Source organism: Acidovorax sp. GW101-3H11 (genome assembly GCF_001633105.1).
Taxonomy (GTDB): Bacteria; Pseudomonadota; Gammaproteobacteria; order Burkholderiales; family Burkholderiaceae_C; genus Acidovorax.
Genome location: NZ_LUKZ01000008.1, coordinates 66,368 through 83,944, shown reverse-complemented (window position 1 = coordinate 83,944; position 17,577 = coordinate 66,368). Strand labels below are relative to the sequence as shown.

Here is a 17,577-nt window from a genome sequence, read left to right as displayed (position 1 = left end):
CGCAGCGCCTCAGGGGGTCAGTCCAGCTTCGCACCTGACTTCTTCACCGCATCCGCCCAGCGCGGCATCTCGGCGGCCAGGAACTTCGCAAAATCGTCCGCGCCCAGAAACGCCGGGTCGGCGCCCTGGCTCACCATGCGGCTTTTCACATCGGGCGACTGCATCACCTGGCCGAAGGCATCGCTGAGCTTGGCCACCACGTCCTTGGGCGTGCCCGCCGGGGCCATAAAGCCGTAAAAGCCGACCACCTCGAAGCCCTTGATGCCGCTCTCGATCACGGTGGGCACATCGGGCAGCGCGGGGTTGCGCTCCTTGCTGGTCACGGCCAGGGCGCGCACCTTGCCCTGCTTGTGGTACGCGGCGGCCTGCGGAATGCTCTCGGCCATGAACTGCACCTGCCCGCCCATCAGGTCGGTGAACGCGGGCGCGCTGCCCCGGTAAGGGATGTGCACCATGAACAGGCCCGTGGCGGTCTTGAACATCTCGGGCACCAGGTGGCTGATGCCGCCGTTGCCTGCTGAGCCAAAGTTGACCTGGCCGGGCCGCGACTTGGCGTACGCCATGAACTCCTGCAGGTTCTTGGCAGGCACGCTGGGGTTCACCAGCAGCGCCAGCGGCTGCATGGCGGTGCGGGCAATCGGCGTGAAGTCCTTGAGCGTGGCATACGGCAGGCGGCTGTAGAGCGCCGGGTTGATCACCATCACGCCCGTGTTCGCCAGCATCAGGGTGTGGCCGTCGGGCGGGGCCTTCATCACGTCCTGCGCGCCCACGGTGCCACCTGCGCCTGCCTTGTAGTCCATCACCACCGGCTGTCCCAGCACGGCCTGCAGCCGGTCAGACAACAGGCGCGCATGCTGGTCCAGCGGGCCGCCCGCCGGAAAGCCAACCACGATGCGCACGGGCTTGGACGGAAAACTGGCAGCGGTCTGCGCCGATGCTGCCACCGACAGCAGCAGGCCAGCCGCCAGGGCCCAGCAGGTTTTCAGCGCGGTCTTCGATTTCATTGGGGTGTCTCCAGGGTTGGGGGAAAGAAGTGCCGGGCGCGCGTTGCGCGGGCCCACGGGCTACGCCCCGATTCTCATCGGCATTTAGCCCGCACAAACTCCCTGAAAACACGGGGCATCTCCCGCCCGGGCTGCAGCCCCAAGGCCCGGCAGGACACCCAGGGCCGTCAGCCCTTCCGGCCCCGCACCAGCGCCCACTGGCAGGTGGCGGTGGCCACCACCAGCGCGGCATAGGTCAGCATCTTGCCGTCGCGCCCCCACAGCGCCAGGCCTGCGGCCAGCACCACCAGCCCCACCACAAACACCACCGCCCACTGGCGCCAGCCCGCCAGGGTGCCCCCCTTGGCGCCCAGCAGTCGCCCGCCCAGCACCAGCAGCAGGGCCACAAAGGCGGCGGGCGCCACAAAATTCAGCAGGTGGTTGAGGATGTCGAGGGGACCCATGAATTGACCCAAATCAAGGCATGAACAGGCAAGGCCACCTGTCCGGGCCAACAATTTTATAATTGGCGGCTATGGCAGTCTGGGCCCTCGGCATCAACCACACCACCGCGCCGCTCGATCTGCGCGGCCGGTTCGCGTTTGCGCTCGACCAGATCGCCCCCACCTTGCACGGTTTGCGCCAGTCGCTGGGCCACTCTGGCGGCGGTGCCAGCCGCCACCCCGGGGTCGAGACCGCCATCATCTCCACCTGCAACCGCACCGAAATTTACTGCGCCGGCGACCAGCCCGCCATGGACCACACGCTGGGCTGGCTGGCCCACAGCGGCGGCGTGAGCCCCGCGCTACTGCGCTCGCACTCCTACACCCTCGAAGACAGCCTGGTCGCCCGCCACGCCTTCCGCGTGGCCAGCGGGCTCGATTCGATGGTGCTGGGCGAGGCCCAGATCCTGGGCCAGATGAAGGACGCGGTGCGTGCCGCCGAAACGGCTGGCGCGCTGGGCACCACGCTCAACCAGCTGTTCCAGCGCAGCTTTGCCGTGGCCAAGGAGGTGCGCAGCAGCACCGAGATCGGCGCGCACAGCATCAGCATGGCCGCCGCCGCCGTGCGCCTGGCCGGGCAGCTGTTTGAAGACCTCTCCAAGATCCGCGTGCTGTTCGTGGGCGCGGGCGAAATGATCGAGCTGTGCGCCACGCACTTTGCCGCCAAGAACCCCAAGCAGATCGCGATTGCCAACCGCACGCTGGAGCGCGGCGAAAAGCTCGCCACCCGTTTTGGTGGCGAGGTGATGCGCCTGGCCGACCTGCCCGAGCGCCTGCACGAGTTCGACGCCGTGATCAGCTGCACCGCCAGCAGCCTGCCCATCATCGGCCTGGGCGCTGTGGAGCGCGCGCTCAAGAAGCGCCGCCACCGCCCCATGTTCATGGTCGATCTGGCCGTGCCACGCGACATCGAGCCCGAGGTGAAAGCCCTGGGCGACGTGTATCTGTACACCGTAGACGATCTGGCCACCGTGGTGCAGACAGCGCAGGCCAACCGCCAGGCCGCCGTGGCGCAGGCCGAGGCCATCATCGACGCGGGCGTGCAAAGCTTCATGCACTGGATGGAGCTGCGCAGCCCGGCCGCTGCCGAGGGGGGCGTGGTGCCGCTGATCCAGCAGCTCAACGCCCAGACGGACGAGTGGCGCGCGCTGGAGATCGCCCGCGCCAAGAAGCTGCTGGCCAAGGGCGAGGACGTGGACGCCGTGCTCGAAGCGCTCTCGCGCGGCCTCACGCAGAAGATGCTGCACGGCACCCTGGCCGAGCTGCGCGCGGGTGACGCCGAGGTGCGTGCCCAGACGGCCCAGACCGTCTCGCGCCTGTTCCTGCGCGCGCAGAGCAAGACCCCCCACAACAACGGGCTGTAGCGGCGCTCGCCCGCTCCCCTGCCCGCCCCGATTTCAAGCCAAATCGGCCCCTGGCGCCTGATACACAAGCGCCAATAGCTACCAAATTGGTAGCACCTATTTTCTTCAGAATTCCATGAAACCTTTTCTCCGAAGCCAGCTGGAGCGCTACGCACAGCGCCTGGGCGAGTTGGACTTTCTGCTCTCGCGCGAAGACATCATGAGCGACATGGCGCAGTACCGGCGCATCTCTGTCGAGCATGCCGAGGTCACGCAGGTCGCGGGCCGCTACGCCCGCTACCAGCAGCGCGAGGCCGACCTGGCCGGTGCGCGCGAGATGCTCGCCGAGCCCGACATGGCCGAGATGGCGCAGGAAGAAATCACCAGTGCCGAGGCCGAGCTGCTGCAACTGGAAGACGAACTGCAGCGCCTGCTTTTACCGAAGGACCCCGACGACGCACGCAACGCGTTTGTCGAAATCCGCGCGGGCACGGGCGGTGATGAATCCGCCCTGTTCGCGGGCGACCTCACGCGCATGTACACCCGCTACGCCGCCAATGTGGGCTGGAAGGTGGAGGTGGTGAGCGAGAACGCCGCCGAGCTGGGCGGCTACAAGGAAATCGTGCTGCGCATCGAGGGCGATCATGTGTATGGCGCGCTCAAGTTCGAATCCGGCGGCCACCGCGTGCAGCGCGTGCCCGCCACCGAGACGCAGGGCCGCATCCACACCAGCGCCTGCACCGTGGCCGTGATGCCCGAACCCGACGAGCACGAGGCCATCAAGATCAACCCGGCCGACCTGCGCATCGACACCTTCCGCGCATCGGGCGCGGGCGGCCAGCACATCAACAAGACCGACTCGGCCGTGCGCGTGGTGCACTTGCCCACCGGCATCGTGGCCGAGTGCCAGGACGGCCGCAGCCAGCACGCCAACAAGGCCAAGGCGCTGCAGGTGCTGCAGGCGCGCATCCAAGAAAAGGAACGCAGCGAACGCGCCGCCAAGGAGGCCGCACTGCGCAAGGGCCTGATTGGCAGCGGCGACCGCAGCGACCGCATCCGCACCTACAACTTCCCGCAGGGGCGGCTCACGGACCACCGCATCAACCTCACGCTGTACAAGCTGCTCTACGTGATGGAAGGCGACCTCGGCGACGTGCTGCAAGCCCTGCAGCATGCGCGCGAGGCCGAGCAGCTGGAAGAGCTGGAGATGGGCGCCACGGGCTGAACGCCGCCCAGAACTTGAGTCAAAAAGGCCTTCTGCGCGCGACCATCAAGCCCAAGCAGCTATCAAAACCATAGTGACCTCCGCCACACCCACCCTCGCCCAGGCTTTGGCCCAAGCCTACACGCTGGGCCTGGCGCGCATCGACGCGCAACTGCTGCTGCTGCACACCCTGGCCCGCCCCGACGCGGGCCGCGCCTGGCTGCTGGCGCACGACACGGATGCGCTGGACGGGGCCGCGCACGGCCAGTTCATCGCGCTGTGCCAGCGCCGCCTGGCGGGCGAGCCTGTGGCCTACCTCACCGGCCGCAAAGAGTTCTACGGCCTGCCGCTGCAGGTGGACGCGCGCGTGCTGGACCCGCGCCCTGACACCGAAACCCTGGTGGACTGGGCGCTGGAGGCGATTGCCCCCCTGTCCGCCCCGCGCATGGTGGACCTGGGCACCGGCAGCGGCGCGATTGCGCTCGCCCTGCAAAGCCAGCGTGCCGACGCCCAGGTGCTGGCGGTGGATGCCAGCGCCGATGCACTGGCAGTGGCCCAGACCAACGCCCAGCGGCTGGGCTTGCCCGTGCAGTTCCAGCAGGCCAACTGGCTGGCGGGTGTGGAGGGCCTGTTCGATGCCATCGTCTCCAACCCCCCCTACATTGCCAGCGCCGACCCGCACCTCGCCGCGCTGACCCATGAACCCCTGCAGGCCCTGGCCAGCGGCACCGATGGGCTGGACGACATCCGCACCATCGTCACCCAGGCGCCCGCCCACCTGCGGCCCGGTGGCTGGCTGCTGCTGGAGCATGGCTACGACCAGGCAGACGCCGTGCAGGCACTGCTGGCCGCCCAGGGCTTTGCCCAGGTACAAAGCCGCAATGACCTCGCTGGCATTGCGCGTTGCACAGGGGGGCAGTGGCCCTTGGCGCAGACAGTGAAATAATCCACCCCATCGCGGGCTCCCCGCCTCCCTCTGCCCGCCTGCCCCTTTCAAGGAGTTTTACCCATGAGCGACACCCAACAACGCATCGACGGCCTCGTCAAATCCAGTGAGATACTGCTGTTCATGAAGGGCAGCGCCAGCTTCCCCATGTGCGGCTTCTCCGGCCGCGCCATCCAGATCCTGAAGGCCTGCGGCGTGGACCCCAAGAGCGTGGTCACCGTCAACGTGCTGGAAGACGACGAAATCCGCCAGGGCATCAAGGAATACAGCAACTGGCCCACCATCCCCCAGCTGTACGTGAAGGGCGAGTTCATCGGCGGCTCGGACATCATGATGGAGATGTACGAGTCGGGCGAACTCAAGCAGGTGCTAGGCACCGAAGGCTGATCGACGCGGCCATTGATTGCTTCACCCGCCATCAGGCCGCCTTCGGGCGGCCTTTTTGTTTGCCCGCAACAGCAGCACCAATCAGGGGCTTTTCCGGTGGAGCGGCGGGCATGTTGTGTGCTTGAATGGTTGCGTGACGTAACCATCACAGGAGCATGCAATGACCAGCCATAGCCTTGTTCCCCAGCCACCCGCCCTGCGCCTGCCGGTGGCCCAGATGCGCAACGTGTTCCACCCTGCCGATGTCGAGCGCAAGCTCTCGCGGCTGCAGGAGTCAGGCAACCAGCGCGAATACGAAACCCTGCGCACTGTGTACGAACGCATGCTGGAGCGTGGCCCGGAGCGTTTTCAGGTCAAGCCCTCGGGCATCCCCGACATGGCCAGCCTGTACGCGCAATTGCCCAACTTCACCGAGGTGCTGAACGATGTGAAGCGCCACGTGGCGCTGGCGCAGGACAGCAGCGATGGCCTGGAAGTCACGCCCATGCTGCTGCTGGGCCCCCCCGGCATCGGCAAGACGCACTTTGCACGCCACCTGGCCGAGTTGCTGGGCACGGGTATGAACCTGCTGCCCATGAGTTCCATGACCGCTGGCTGGCTGCTGTCGGGCTCGTCGGCCCAGTGGAAGGGTGCGCGGCCCGGCAAGGTGTTCGAAGCGCTGGTGGAGGGCGAATACGCCAACCCCGTGATCGTGGTGGACGAGATTGACAAGGCCAGCACCGATGCGCAGTACGACCCGCTGGGCGCGCTGTACAGCCTGCTCGAATACGACACCGCCCAGAGCTTTACCGATGAGTTTGCCGAGGTGGCCATCGACGCGAGCCAGGTGATCTGGATCACCACGGCCAACGACACGCGTGGCATTCCCGACCCCATCCTGAACCGCATGAACGTGTTCGAGGTGGAGGCGCCCACGCTGGAGCAGGCCCGCACCATCGCCCGCAACCTGTACGTTGGCATCCGCGCGGGGCACGACTGGGGCCGCCTGCTGGACCCGGAGCCGCTGGACGATGTGCTGGACCACCTGGCCCAGATGCCGCCGCGCGAAATGCGGCGCGCGCTGATGACGGGCTTTGGCAATGCGCGGCTGGACCGGCGCAGCACGGTGGAGATCACCGACCTGCCCAAGGCGGCCTCGGGGCGCAGCCGGATCGGTTTTGTGCAGTAAGCCGTAGCGCACCACCTGCACTGCACTGCACAGCCGCCGCGCCGCCTCGCCGCCTCGCGTTACTGCGCAGGTCGGGGGCGCGCGCCAGCAGCCCAATGCACCAGGTGCGCAGATACACTTGGTGGCCCGTTGCACCGCAGTGCCCCCGGTTCCGCCTTCCTCCCATGACCCTGTCCCAAAGCCTCTTCGTCATCGGGCTGCTGATTGCAGCCAGCGCCTTCTTCTCCATGGCCGAGATCTCGCTCGCGGCCGCTCGCCGCCTGCGGCTGCGGCAGATGGCCGACGAGGGCGATGCGCGCGCAGACCGCGTGCTGCGCATGCAGGAGCAGCCGGGGGACTATTTCACGGTGGTGCAGGTGGGCCAGAACGCCGTGGCCATCCTGGGCGGTATCGTGGGCGAGGGGGCGCTGAGCCCCCATTTCACCGCGCTGCTCAGCCTGTGGCTGTCCGAATCGACGGCAGAGAAGGCCGGTTTTCTGGTGTCCTTCCTGGTCATCACCTCGCTGTTCATCCTGTTTGCCGACCTGTTCCCCAAGCGCCTGGGCATGGCCGAGCCCGAGCGGCTGGTGGTGCGCCTGGCGCAGCCCATGGCCTGGTGCACCACGCTGCTGCGTCCGCTGGTGTGGTTCTACAGCCGTGGGGCCGATGCACTGTTCCGCGTGCTGGGGCTGTCGTCGCTGCGCGACGACCGCATCACCTCCGACGACATCCTGGCCATGATGGAGGCCGGGGCCCGTGCCGGGGTGCTGGCCGCGCGGGAGCAGCAGGTCATCACCAATGTGTTCGAGCTGGACACACGCACCGTGTCCAGCGCCATGTCGCCGCGCGACCGGGTGGCGTTCTTCCTGCGCGACGAGCCCGATTCCGTCATCCGGCTGCGCATTGCGGCCGAGCCCTTCTCGACCTACCCCGTGTGCGAGGGCGACATCGACCATGTGGTGGGTTATGTGGACGCCAAGGACCTGTTCCAGCGCGTGCTGAACAACCAGCCCATTTCGCTGGCTGACGACAGCCTGGTGCGCAAGGTGCTCATCGTGCCCGACCGGCTCACGCTGTCCGAGGTACTGGAACAGTTCCGCCAGGTGCACGAGGACTTTGCCGTCATCGTGAACGAGTACAGCCTGGTGGTGGGGGTGGTGACCCTGAACGATGTGATGAGCACGGTGATGGGCGACCTGGTGGGCCCCGCAGACGAAGAACAGATCGTGCGGCGCGACGAGGATTCGTGGCTCATTGACGGCGTCACCTCCATTGAGGATGTGCTGCACGCGCTGTCGCTCGACGAGCTGCCCCACACCGGCGAGTACGAAACCCTGGCGGGTTTCCTGATGGTGATGTTGCGCCGCGTACCGCGCCGCACCGACAGCGTGAGCTGGGGCGGCTACAAATTCGAGGTGCTGGACGTGGACAGCTACCGCATCGACCAGGTCATGGTCTCACGTTTGAACCCCACGGGCAGCAGCAGTAGCAGCCCGCCTGCGGTTCAGGCTTAACCCCGTCAGGCGGCAGGTGCCGTGGGCCTGTCGATGAACGCCCAGCTGCGCTGGGCGCCAAACACCGCATCCGGGTAGGGAGAGCGGCCCCGGCTGCCGTTGTAGCGGCCCAGCGCCATGAAAAGATCACCCCGCTCCCGGTCGATGTAGTGGCGCAGGATCACACAGCCAAAGCGCAGGTTGGTCTGCATGTGGAACAGCTTGCCCGCATCGCCATCGCCAATCACCCGCGTCCAGAACGGCATGACCTGCATGTAGCCCCGCGCGCCCACGCTGGAGACAGCAAACTTGCGAAACCCGCTCTCCACCTGGATGAGCCCCAGGACCAGCGATTCGTCGAGCCCCGCACGTTTGGACTCGTACCAGACCGTCTGCAGAAAGTCGCGGCGCACCTCCCACTCGGGCTTGCGGCGGCGCAGCCGGTCGCTCTGGGTGCCCAGCCAGCGCAAGTAGTGCAGGCGGGCTTCGGTGGTAAAAAACTCGGGTTCGGGCGGCGCCTGGTTGGCAATGGCCGAACTCAGCGCCGTGCGCACAGAATCCATCAGGGGTTCTTCGAGCTGCCCCCCCGCATGCGCCGCCTGCGGTGCGGCCAGCCAGGCGGCCGGTGCAGCGAGCGAGGCTGCAGACACCAGGCACGCGCGCCGCGAGAGTCCCGCCACGGGACCGGGGTGGGCCGTGGAGGATGATGCGTTGCCGTCCCGCTCCTCGCTCATGCTCATACCACCATGCGGCCCTTCACATGGGCCAGGATGTCGGCCAGCGCCACCTTGGTCGCGGCCGTGTCGCGGCGGTGCTGGTACTCGACCACACCTTCCTTGAGGCTCTTGTCGCCAATGGTCACGCGGTGCGGCACACCGATCAGCTCCCAGTCGGCAAACATGGCGCCGGGGCGCTCGCCGCGGTCGTCCAGGATCACATCCACACCGGCGGCCAGCAGGTCGGCATAGAGCTGCTCGGCCGCAGCCTTGACGGCCTCGCTGCGGTCCATGCCCACAGGGCAGACCACCACGGTGAAGGGCGCAATCGCGTCGGGCCAGATGATGCCGCGCTCGTCATGGTTTTGCTCGATGGCGGCGGCTGGCAGGCGCGTGACGCCAATGCCGTAGCAGCCCATCTCCAGCGGCTGGGGCTTGCCGGTTTCGTCCAGGAAGGTGGCGTTCATGGCGCGGCTGTACTTGGTGCCGAGGTAGAACACATGGCCGACTTCGATGCCACGCTCGATGGCCAGCTCGCCCTTGCCATCGGGGGAGCGGTCGCCCGCCACCACGTTGCGCAGGTCGGCCACGGCATCGGGCTCGGGCAGGTCACGGCCCCAATTCACGCCGGTGATGTGGAAATCCACCTCGTTGGCGCCGCAGATCCAGTCGGCCATCACGGCCACCTCACGGTCCACCACGATCTTGAGCGGCTTTTGGAGGCCAATGGGGCCCAGGTAACCGGGCTTGCAGCCAAAGTGGTCCTCGATCTCGAAGAGCGTGGCAAATCGGAAGCCTGCCAGGCCGGGCACTTTGCCGACCTTGATCTCGTTCATGTCGTGGTCGCCACGCAGCAGCAGCAGCCAGACCTGGCTCTTGATGATCTCGCCAGCCTCGTTGGTTTCGTCCGTGGCCAGGACCAGCGACTTCACGGTGGTGCTCAAAGGCACACCCAGCAACTCGGCCACGTCGGCGCAGGTGCTTTTGCCCGGGGTCGGCGTCTTTTCCATGGCCTTGGCGGGCGCAGGGCGTGGACCGGCAGGCGCCAGGGCCTCGGCCTTTTCCATGTTGGCAGCGTAGTCGCTCTGCGGGCAGTAGACGATGGCGTCTTCACCCGTGGCGGCGATCACCTGGAACTCTTCGGACAGGTCGCCACCGATGGCGCCACTATCGGCAGCCACAGCGCGGTAGGTCAGGCCGAAGCGGTCAAAAATGCGGCGGTAGGCAGCAGCCATCACCTGGTAGCTGGCCTTGGCGGCCACCTGGTCGCGGTCGAAGCTGTAGGCGTCCTTCATGATGAACTCGCGGCCGCGCATAAGGCCGAAGCGAGGGCGGCGCTCGTCGCGGAACTTGGTCTGGATCTGGTAGAAGTTCTTCGGCAGCTGCTTGTAGCTCTTGAGTTCCTGGCGCGCGATGTCAGTGATCACTTCTTCGCTGGTCGGCTGCACCACGAAGTCACGGCCATGGCGGTCCTGAATGCGCAGCAGCTCGGGGCCCATCTTGTCAAAGCGGCCCGTCTCTTGCCACAGCTCGGCGGGCTGCACCACGGGCATGGTCAGCTCCACAGCGCCCGCGCGGTTCATTTCTTCCCGCACGATGGCCTCGACCTTGCGGATCACCTTGAGCCCCATGGGCATGTAGTTGTAGATGCCCGCGCCCAGCTTCTTGATCAGCCCTGCCCGCATCATGAGTTTGTGGCTGACCACTTCTGCGTCGGCCGGGGCTTCCTTGAGGGTGGAGATAAAGAATTGGGAGGCTTTCATCGGAATCGATTTCAGGCGGATCAGAGCAGTCCACTTGCTGCGCGCTAGGCGCCGTGCATAATGGACACAGTTTAAAAATTTGGGGTTTGATTATGCTTGACCGGGACGGCTTTCGGCCGAACGTCGGCATCATCCTGCTCAACCAGAGAAACCAGGTGTTCTGGGGCAAGCGCATACGCACCCACAGTTGGCAGTTTCCGCAAGGTGGCATTGACCGGGGCGAGACCCCCGAGCAGGCCATGTTCCGGGAGCTGCACGAAGAGGTGGGATTATTGCCTGACCACGTGCGCGTGGTGGCCCGCACCCGGGACTGGTTGCGCTATGAGGTGCCTGACCGGTACATCCGCCGCGACGCGCGCGGACATTACAAGGGCCAGAAACAGATCTGGTATCTGCTCCAACTGGTGGGCCACGACTGGGACTTGAATCTCCGTGCGACCAACCACCCCGAGTTCGATGCCTGGCGCTGGAATGACTACTGGGTGCCTCTGGACGTGGTCGTCGAGTTCAAGCGGGGGGTCTATGAAATGGCCCTGACCGAACTGGCGCGCTACCTGCCTCGGCATGAACAGCGCAACCGCTACTTGCGCAGCGGCATGCGGACACGGGAAGGCGAACACACGGGGACAAGCATGTACCGCACCGGGTCCATGCTGATCAACCCAGGCATGGAACTTCCCCCTGGCGCCAGTTTTGACCCCGACCCGCAAAACAGCATGCCGGGTGAACTGGACGGCATTCCGCCCCTGACCACCACCACGCCCCGCTGATCTTCGCACCCACCAACAAAAATGCCTGCAATAAGCAGGCATTTTTTATGGCTGGAACGCCGCGCGCACAACGCTAAAGCAATCCGGCAATCACGCGCCCACAGCCAGCACCAGGTTGTCGCGGTGCACCATCTCTGGCTCTGCCACATAGCCCAGCAGTTTTTCAAATTCGGCCGAAGGCTTGCGGCACAGAAGGCGCGCTTCGGCGGCCGCATAGTTGGCCAGGCCCCGCGCGATCTCGACACCCGAGGCATCCCGCACGGCAATCACATCGCCGCGCGAGAAATCGCCCTCGACCGCCGTCATGCCAATCGGCAGCAGACTCTTGCCTTCGTCGCGCACCTTGGCGGCAGCCCCGGCATCCACCACCACGGAGCCGCGCAGCTGGAGGTGGTCCGCCATCCATTGTTTGCGCGCTTGTTTTTTCTGGGTTTGTGCAACCAGCAAGGTCCCCAGGGACTCACCCCCAACCAGGCGCAGCAGCACATCGGGCTCCCGTCCCCAGGCAATTACGGTGGACGCGCCCGAGCCCGCAGCACGCTTTGCCGCCAGGATCTTGGTGATCATGCCGCCCCTGCCGATGCTGGAACCAGCGCCCCCCGCCATGGCCTCCAGGGCCAGATCCCCCGCCTTGGCTTCGTGCACAAATTGCGCTGCAGGGTCCCGGCGCGGGTCGGCGGTGTACAGCCCTTTTTGGTCCGTGAGGATGATCAGTGCATCGGCCTCGACCAGATTGGCCACCAGCGCTCCCAGGGTGTCGTTGTCACCAAACTTGATTTCATCGTTGACGACCGTGTCGTTCTCATTGATCACCGGCACCACGCCCAAGCGCAGCAGCGTGAGCAAGGTGGAGCGCGCGTTCAGGTAGCGCTCGCGGTCGGCCAGGTCGGCATGGGTAAGCAGCACCTGGGCGCTGCCCATGCCCTCTTCGCGCAGCTTGGTCTCGTACATTTGCGCGAGGCCCATCTGCCCCACGGCGGCGGCGGCCTGCAGCTCGTGGATCTCCTGCGGTCGCGTGGTCCAGCCCAGGCGCTTCATGCCCTCGGCAATCGCACCACTGGACACCATCACGACCTCGCGCGCCACCCCGCCATCGCCGCGCACCAGGGCCGCCAGCTGGCGGCTCCATTCACCGATGGCCGTTTCATCCAGGCCACGGCCCTCATTGGTCACAAGGCTGGAGCCCACTTTGACCACAATGCGGCGGGCATCTCGCAATACGCTGGAAACCATTGTTTGAATCATTTTTGGCTGCTACCGCGCACCCATCAAGCGCTAGTAGCTATTAAAAATATAGCAACCAGAAGCAAAGGCCCACAAGCCCCGTTCATCAAGCAGGCGCGTCTCCGGCAAACCGGGGATCGACTTCCACGGGCTCGTTTTCCGTGCGCTGCTCCGACTGCACATGGCGGAAGATCGCATGGATCAGGGACTCGCAGCCCTCGCGGGTCAGCGCAGAAATCTCGAACACCGGCCCCTTCCACTTGAAACGCTTCACAAAATCTTTGACACGCGCCTCGCGCTCGTCGTCCGGCACCATGTCCAGTTTGTTCAGCACCAGCCAGCGGGGTTTGTTGTAGAGCTGCTGGTCGTACTTCTTCAGCTCGTTGACAATCGCCTTGGCCTGCGCCACCGGGTCCACCGCGTCATCGAATGGCGCCAGATCCACGATGTGCAACAACAGGCGGGTGCGCTGCAGATGGCGCAGAAACTGGTGGCCCAGCCCCGCTCCCTCCGACGCCCCTTCGATCAGGCCTGGGATGTCCGCCACCACAAAACTTTGCTCCGGCCCCACGCGCACCACACCCAGATTCGGGTGCAGGGTGGTGAAAGGGTAGTCGGCAATCTTGGGCCGCGCATTGGAAACCGCCGTGATGAAGGTGGACTTGCCTGCGTTCGGCATGCCCAGCAGGCCCACATCGGCCAGCACCTTCAGCTCCAGCTTGAGGTTCTTTTTTTCACCCGGCCAGCCCGGCGTCTTCTGGCGGGGTGCGCGGTTGATGGCGCTCTTGAAGCGCAGATTGCCAAACCCGCCATCGCCGCCCTTGGCGATGGTGATCACCTCGCCCGGATTAAGCAGCTCATACAGCACCTCACCCGTTTCCGCGTCGGTGATGATGGTGCCTACGGGCATTTTGAGGGTGATGTCGGTACCTGCGGCGCCAAACATGTCCGAGCCCATGCCATGTTCGCCACGCTTGGCCTCGTGCCGGCGCGAGTAGCGAAAGTCCACCAGGGTGTTCAGGTTGGGGTCGGCAACGGCAAACACATGCCCACCCCGCCCCCCGTCACCGCCATTGGGTCCGCCAAATTCCTTGTATTTTTCGTGCCGAAACGACACGCAGCCATTGCCACCGTCACCGGCGGCAATGTCAATAAAGGCTTCATCGACGAACTTCATGGAATATCCAGTTTACAAAAGGGCGCCAGACAAACCGGCAGCCAACCGCCGATTGTGGCGGAACAGCGGAGCGCCTTCCAGGCGCCGCAGGCAGATGGCATGCGAGAGCCACCCGTACAGACCAAACAACAAAGCCCCGGCAAAGCGGGGCTTCGTTGCTTGCCGGAGGAAAAATCCTCAGGCGGGAGTCACATTGACCGTGGACTTGGACAATGCACCCTTGGTGCCAAACGACACGTGGCCGTCCACCAGGGCGAACAAGGTGTGATCCTTGCCGACGCCGACGTTGGTGCCGGGGTGGAAACGTGTGCCACGTTGGCGCACAATGATCGAGCCAGCGCTGATCAATTCACCACCGAACGCCTTGACACCCAGCATCTTTGGCTTGGAGTCGCGCCCATTTCGCGTAGAGCCGCCGCCTTTTTTCTGTGCCATGACTTAGCTCCTTCGCTTAAGCAGCAATCGCACCGATTTGCAGTTCGGTGAACTGCTGGCGATGGCCTTGGCGTTTTTGATAGTGCTTGCGACGGCGCATCTTGAAGATGTGCACCTTGTCGTGCTTGCCGTGGGCCACGACAGTGGCTTTCACGGTTGCGCCGGACACCAGGGGCGTACCAACCTTCAGTTCAGCGCCGTTGCCGACAGCCAGAACCTGGTCGATCACGATCTCCTGGCCTACGTCCGCAGCAATCTGTTCTACTTTAATTTTTTCGCCGGAAGCAACGCGATACTGCTTGCCGCCGGTTTTTATGACCGCGTACATGTTGACCTCTTGATATGAGTTCCGCAGACGAATTTCTGCAGAGCCCGCGAGTATAGCGCATCAGTTTACGCAGGTCCACCCCCTTGAAGACGAGCGCAACGCGCGCCCATCAGGCCGCGATGACCCTGTCCAGGTCTTCCTATAATCCGGGGCACTTTCTGTGACCGCCATCTTGACTGACCATACCGCCCCCGCAGCCTCCCCCCTCACGCTCGTTGCCCAGGACATGCACGAGGTCGATAAGGTCATTGAGCGGCGCCTGACGTCCAGCGTGCCGCTGGTCGCCCAGATATCGCAGTACATCATTGCCGCCGGCGGCAAGCGCCTGCGGCCTGCACTGCTGCTGATGGTGTGCGGCGCCCTGGGCTACCGCGGCGACCACCGGTTCAGCCTCGCAGCAGTGGTCGAGCTGATTCACACGGCCACGCTGCTGCACGACGACGTGGTGGACGCATCGACCCTGCGTCGGGGACGCCCCACAGCCAACGAGACATTCGGCAACCCCGCCAGTGTGCTTGTGGGGGACTTCCTACACACCCGCTCCTTCCAGATGATGGTGGAAGCAGGAAGCATGCGGATCATGGAAATCCTCTCCGAAGCCACCAACGTGATCGCCGAGGGGGAGGTGCTTCAGCTCATGAACATGCACGACGCCTCTCTGGATGAGGCAGGCTACCTGCGCGTGATCCGCTCCAAGACAGCCAAGCTGTTCGAAGCCAGCGCCAGACTGGGAGCCGTGCTGGCCGATAGCACACCCGAGATCGAGGAAGCTTGCGCTACTTACGGACAGGCGCTGGGCACAGCCTTTCAGATCATTGATGACGTCCTGGACTACGACGGCGACTCCGCCGAAATGGGCAAGAACCTGGGCGACGACCTCCGGGAGGGGAAGTCAACACTGCCATTGATTGCTGCCATGGAGCGAGGCACCCCCAGCCAGGCACTTGTTGTTCGCCAAGCCATCGAGCAAGGATCAACAGAACAATTGAGCGAGATCATTCAAATCGTCCGAGCCACCGGCGCCCTGGACGTTACGCGGGCAGCCGCATTCGCCGAAGCCCGTCGGGCCATGGCCGCCGCAGAGCAGCTTCCAGCCAATGCCCATTCAAAGGGCTTGCTAGAATTGGCCGCGCAATTGCTGGCGCGACGCAACTAAAACGCACATTACACGCGCAAATGGGTGCTATGCGATCAACGGGGTGTAGCTTAGCCTGGTAGAGCGCTACGTTCGGGACGTAGAGGCCGGAGGTTCGAATCCTCTCACCCCGACCATAAATCCACCGCCCAAACATGCATTCGCGCCGCCTGTGGCGCAGTTACCAATATCCAGCGCTGTACACCCCCAGCATGATCGGTGATGATAGGATGGTTTCTTTTCCACACCTAACACATTACCGGTTACATGGCCGCTGTTGATACTGTCCCCAAAGAAGCCTCTGCAGTCGCCCTCCCCGGACTGGGTCGGGCGTTGATGTCTGCTGGCAAGCTGACGCAAAAGTCAGCCGAGGACATTTACAAAAAATCACAAATCAGCCGCACCAGTTTTATCGCTGAATTGACAGGCTCCGGTGCAGTATCTGCGGCTGATTTGGCGCACACGGTGTCAGCCGTCTTTGGAGCACCGCTGCTGGACCTGGATGCAATTGATCCATTGCGCCTGCCCAAAGAACTGCTGGACAACAAAATCTGCCAGGCTTATCGGGTTGTTGTGCTCAGCAAGCGCAACAACCGATTGATTGTTGCCACGGCGGATCCCACAGACCAAGAAGCCGCAGAAAAAATAAAGTTCACCACCCAGATGGGTGTGGATTGGATTATTGCGGAATATGACAAACTGAGCCGCTTGGTAGAGGTGACGTCCAAATCTACCAGCGAGTCCATGGAAACGCTGGTGAGTGGAGGTGGTGATTTCGAGTTTGACGATGTCTCGATTGAAGACGCTCCCGAGGAGGCAGATACCGGCGTCACAGAGGTTGAGGACGCGCCCATCGTCAAATTTCTTCACAAGATGCTGCTGGACGCCTTCAATATGCGAGCGTCCGATTTGCATTTTGAACCTTACGAACACCAATACCGCGTCCGCTTCCGGATTGACGGCGAGTTGCGCGAAATAGCATCCCCCCCGATTGCCATCAAGGACAAGCTGGCTTCGCGCATCAAAGTGATTTCGCGCCTGGACATCTCGGAAAAGCGGGTTCCGCAAGATGGCCGGATGAAATTGAAGGTAGGTCCTGACAGGGTCATTGACTTCCGCGTCAGCACATTGCCCACCTTGTTTGGTGAAAAAATCGTGATCCGTATTCTCGATCCGAGCAGTGCCAAGCTGGGTATCGACGCATTAGGCTATGAACCTGTAGAAAAGGAACGCCTTCTTCAGGCCATTGGTCGCCCCTACGGCATGATTTTGGTGACCGGGCCTACGGGCTCCGGCAAGACCGTTTCTCTTTATACCTGCCTGAATCTGCTCAACAAGCCGGGCGTCAATATTGCGACAGCCGAAGATCCCTCTGAAATCAATCTGCCTGGCGTCAACCAGGTCAATGTGAATGAGAAGGCTGGCCTGACATTTGCAGTCGCACTCAAATCCTTTCTCCGCCAGGATCCCGATATCATCATGGTGGGGGAAATCCGGGATCTGGAAACGGCTGACATCTCGATCAAGGCCGCCCAGACCGGTCACTTGGTCTTGTCTACCCTGCACACCAACGACGCGCCCACGACGCTGACACGGATGCGCAACATGGGTATTGCACCCTTCAATATCGCATCCAGTGTGATCTTGATCACCGCACAACGGCTGGCGCGCAGGCTCTGCCCAGCCTGCAAGGCCCCTGCCGACATCCCCCACGAAACACTCGTGGAGGCCGGGTACAAGGAAGACGATATAGACGGCTCGTGGGTCACCTACCGCCCCGTTGGCTGTTCCGCATGCAATAACGGGTACAAAGGTCGCTTGGGTATTTACCAGGTCATGCCCGTATCTGAAGACATCCAACGCATCATTCTTCGTGATGGAAGCGCTCTGGAAATCGCCGAACAAGCGAGAGCCGAGGGTGTGCGTTCGCTCCGCGATTCCGGACTCCACAAAGCCAAGCTCGGCCTGACTTCTCTCGAAGAAGTTTTGGCAGTTACCAACGAATAGTAACCACTGATGAGGG

Annotated in this window: 17 protein-coding genes and 1 tRNA gene; 10 read left to right on the top strand and 8 right to left on the bottom strand. The window is 63.9% G+C overall.

What is annotated here, in order from left to right; genetic code table 11:
- Positions 1-17 precede the first annotated feature (17 nt).
- A complete protein-coding gene (locus A1D30_RS05860) occupies positions 18-1,004 on the bottom strand; it encodes a tripartite tricarboxylate transporter substrate binding protein (RefSeq protein WP_063459855.1) in 987 nt (328 codons plus the stop codon).
- A gap of 167 nt (positions 1,005-1,171) precedes the next feature.
- Positions 1,172-1,447, bottom strand: coding sequence for a hypothetical protein (locus A1D30_RS05855; RefSeq protein WP_063459854.1), 276 nt, complete (start codon positions 1,445-1,447; stop codon positions 1,172-1,174).
- A 71-nt stretch (positions 1,448-1,518) separates the two neighbouring features.
- Here A1D30_RS05855 and hemA point away from each other — a divergent pair, with 71 nt between their 5' ends.
- The 6 genes from hemA to A1D30_RS05825 all read left to right on the top strand — a co-directional run bounded on the left by hemA (position 1,519) and on the right by A1D30_RS05825 (position 8,027).
- Positions 1,519-2,850, top strand: a complete 1,332-nt coding sequence (gene hemA / locus A1D30_RS05850; RefSeq protein WP_063459853.1) for a glutamyl-tRNA reductase — start codon at positions 1,519-1,521, stop codon at positions 2,848-2,850.
- Between the two features lie 115 nt (positions 2,851-2,965).
- Positions 2,966-4,054 carry a peptide chain release factor 1 gene (gene prfA, locus A1D30_RS05845; protein ID WP_063459852.1) on the top strand — a complete coding sequence of 363 codons (1,089 nt, stop codon included), beginning with the start codon at positions 2,966-2,968 and terminating at the stop codon, positions 4,052-4,054.
- Between the two features lie 73 nt (positions 4,055-4,127).
- Positions 4,128-4,979 carry a peptide chain release factor N(5)-glutamine methyltransferase gene (gene prmC, locus A1D30_RS05840; RefSeq protein ID WP_063459851.1) on the top strand — a complete coding sequence of 284 codons (852 nt, stop codon included), beginning with the start codon at positions 4,128-4,130 and terminating at the stop codon, positions 4,977-4,979.
- A gap of 63 nt (positions 4,980-5,042) precedes the next feature.
- Positions 5,043-5,366, top strand: coding sequence for a Grx4 family monothiol glutaredoxin (grxD, locus tag A1D30_RS05835; RefSeq protein WP_063459850.1), 324 nt, complete (start codon positions 5,043-5,045; stop codon positions 5,364-5,366).
- Positions 5,367-5,526: 160 nt separating this feature from the next.
- A complete protein-coding gene (locus A1D30_RS05830; RefSeq protein ID WP_063459849.1) occupies positions 5,527-6,534 on the top strand; it encodes an AAA family ATPase in 1,008 nt (335 codons plus the stop codon).
- 164 nt (positions 6,535-6,698) lie between these two features.
- On the top strand, positions 6,699-8,027 hold the full coding sequence (locus A1D30_RS05825) for a hemolysin family protein (protein WP_063459848.1): 1,329 nt from the start codon (positions 6,699-6,701) through the stop codon (positions 8,025-8,027).
- 5 nt (positions 8,028-8,032) lie between these two features.
- Here the strand turns inward: A1D30_RS05825 and A1D30_RS05820 are convergent, their stop codons facing one another.
- Both A1D30_RS05820 and A1D30_RS05815 read right to left on the bottom strand, forming a co-directional pair.
- On the bottom strand, positions 8,033-8,740 hold the full coding sequence (locus A1D30_RS05820; protein ID WP_063459847.1) for a lytic transglycosylase domain-containing protein: 708 nt from the start codon (positions 8,738-8,740) through the stop codon (positions 8,033-8,035).
- A 2-nt stretch (positions 8,741-8,742) separates the two neighbouring features.
- The gene (locus A1D30_RS05815) at positions 8,743-10,485 is read right to left on the bottom strand and encodes a proline--tRNA ligase (protein ID WP_063459846.1); all 1,743 of its coding nucleotides are present in this window, start codon (positions 10,483-10,485) and stop codon (positions 8,743-8,745) included.
- Positions 10,486-10,577: 92 nt separating this feature from the next.
- On the opposite strand from A1D30_RS05815, the gene A1D30_RS05810 reads away from it, so the two are divergent.
- On the top strand, positions 10,578-11,255 hold the full coding sequence (locus A1D30_RS05810; protein ID WP_063459845.1) for an RNA pyrophosphohydrolase: 678 nt from the start codon (positions 10,578-10,580) through the stop codon (positions 11,253-11,255).
- A gap of 90 nt (positions 11,256-11,345) precedes the next feature.
- Here the strand turns inward: A1D30_RS05810 and proB are convergent, their stop codons facing one another.
- The 4 genes from proB to rplU form a co-directional block, all read right to left on the bottom strand.
- Positions 11,346-12,488, bottom strand: a complete 1,143-nt coding sequence (gene proB / locus A1D30_RS05805) for a glutamate 5-kinase (protein WP_063459844.1) — start codon at positions 12,486-12,488, stop codon at positions 11,346-11,348.
- Between the two features lie 97 nt (positions 12,489-12,585).
- Positions 12,586-13,656: an Obg family GTPase CgtA gene (gene cgtA / locus A1D30_RS05800; RefSeq protein WP_063459843.1), complete on the bottom strand. Its 1,071-nt coding sequence runs from the start codon at positions 13,654-13,656 to the stop codon at positions 12,586-12,588.
- Between the two features lie 177 nt (positions 13,657-13,833).
- Positions 13,834-14,091, bottom strand: a complete 258-nt coding sequence (gene rpmA, locus A1D30_RS05795) for a 50S ribosomal protein L27 (RefSeq protein WP_005794180.1) — start codon at positions 14,089-14,091, stop codon at positions 13,834-13,836.
- A 16-nt stretch (positions 14,092-14,107) separates the two neighbouring features.
- Positions 14,108-14,419, bottom strand: coding sequence for a 50S ribosomal protein L21 (gene rplU / locus A1D30_RS05790; RefSeq protein ID WP_005794184.1), 312 nt, complete (start codon positions 14,417-14,419; stop codon positions 14,108-14,110).
- Positions 14,420-14,579: 160 nt separating this feature from the next.
- Here rplU and A1D30_RS05785 point away from each other — a divergent pair, with 160 nt between their 5' ends.
- The 3 genes from A1D30_RS05785 to pilB all read left to right on the top strand — a co-directional run bounded on the left by A1D30_RS05785 (position 14,580) and on the right by pilB (position 17,561).
- Positions 14,580-15,575, top strand: a complete 996-nt coding sequence (locus tag A1D30_RS05785; protein WP_242421801.1) for a polyprenyl synthetase family protein — start codon at positions 14,580-14,582, stop codon at positions 15,573-15,575.
- Positions 15,576-15,614: 39 nt separating this feature from the next.
- Positions 15,615-15,691, top strand: a tRNA-Pro gene (locus tag A1D30_RS05780).
- Positions 15,692-15,821: 130 nt separating this feature from the next.
- Positions 15,822-17,561, top strand: coding sequence for a type IV-A pilus assembly ATPase PilB (pilB, locus tag A1D30_RS05775; RefSeq protein WP_063459842.1), 1,740 nt, complete (start codon positions 15,822-15,824; stop codon positions 17,559-17,561).
- Positions 17,562-17,577 lie beyond the last annotated feature (16 nt).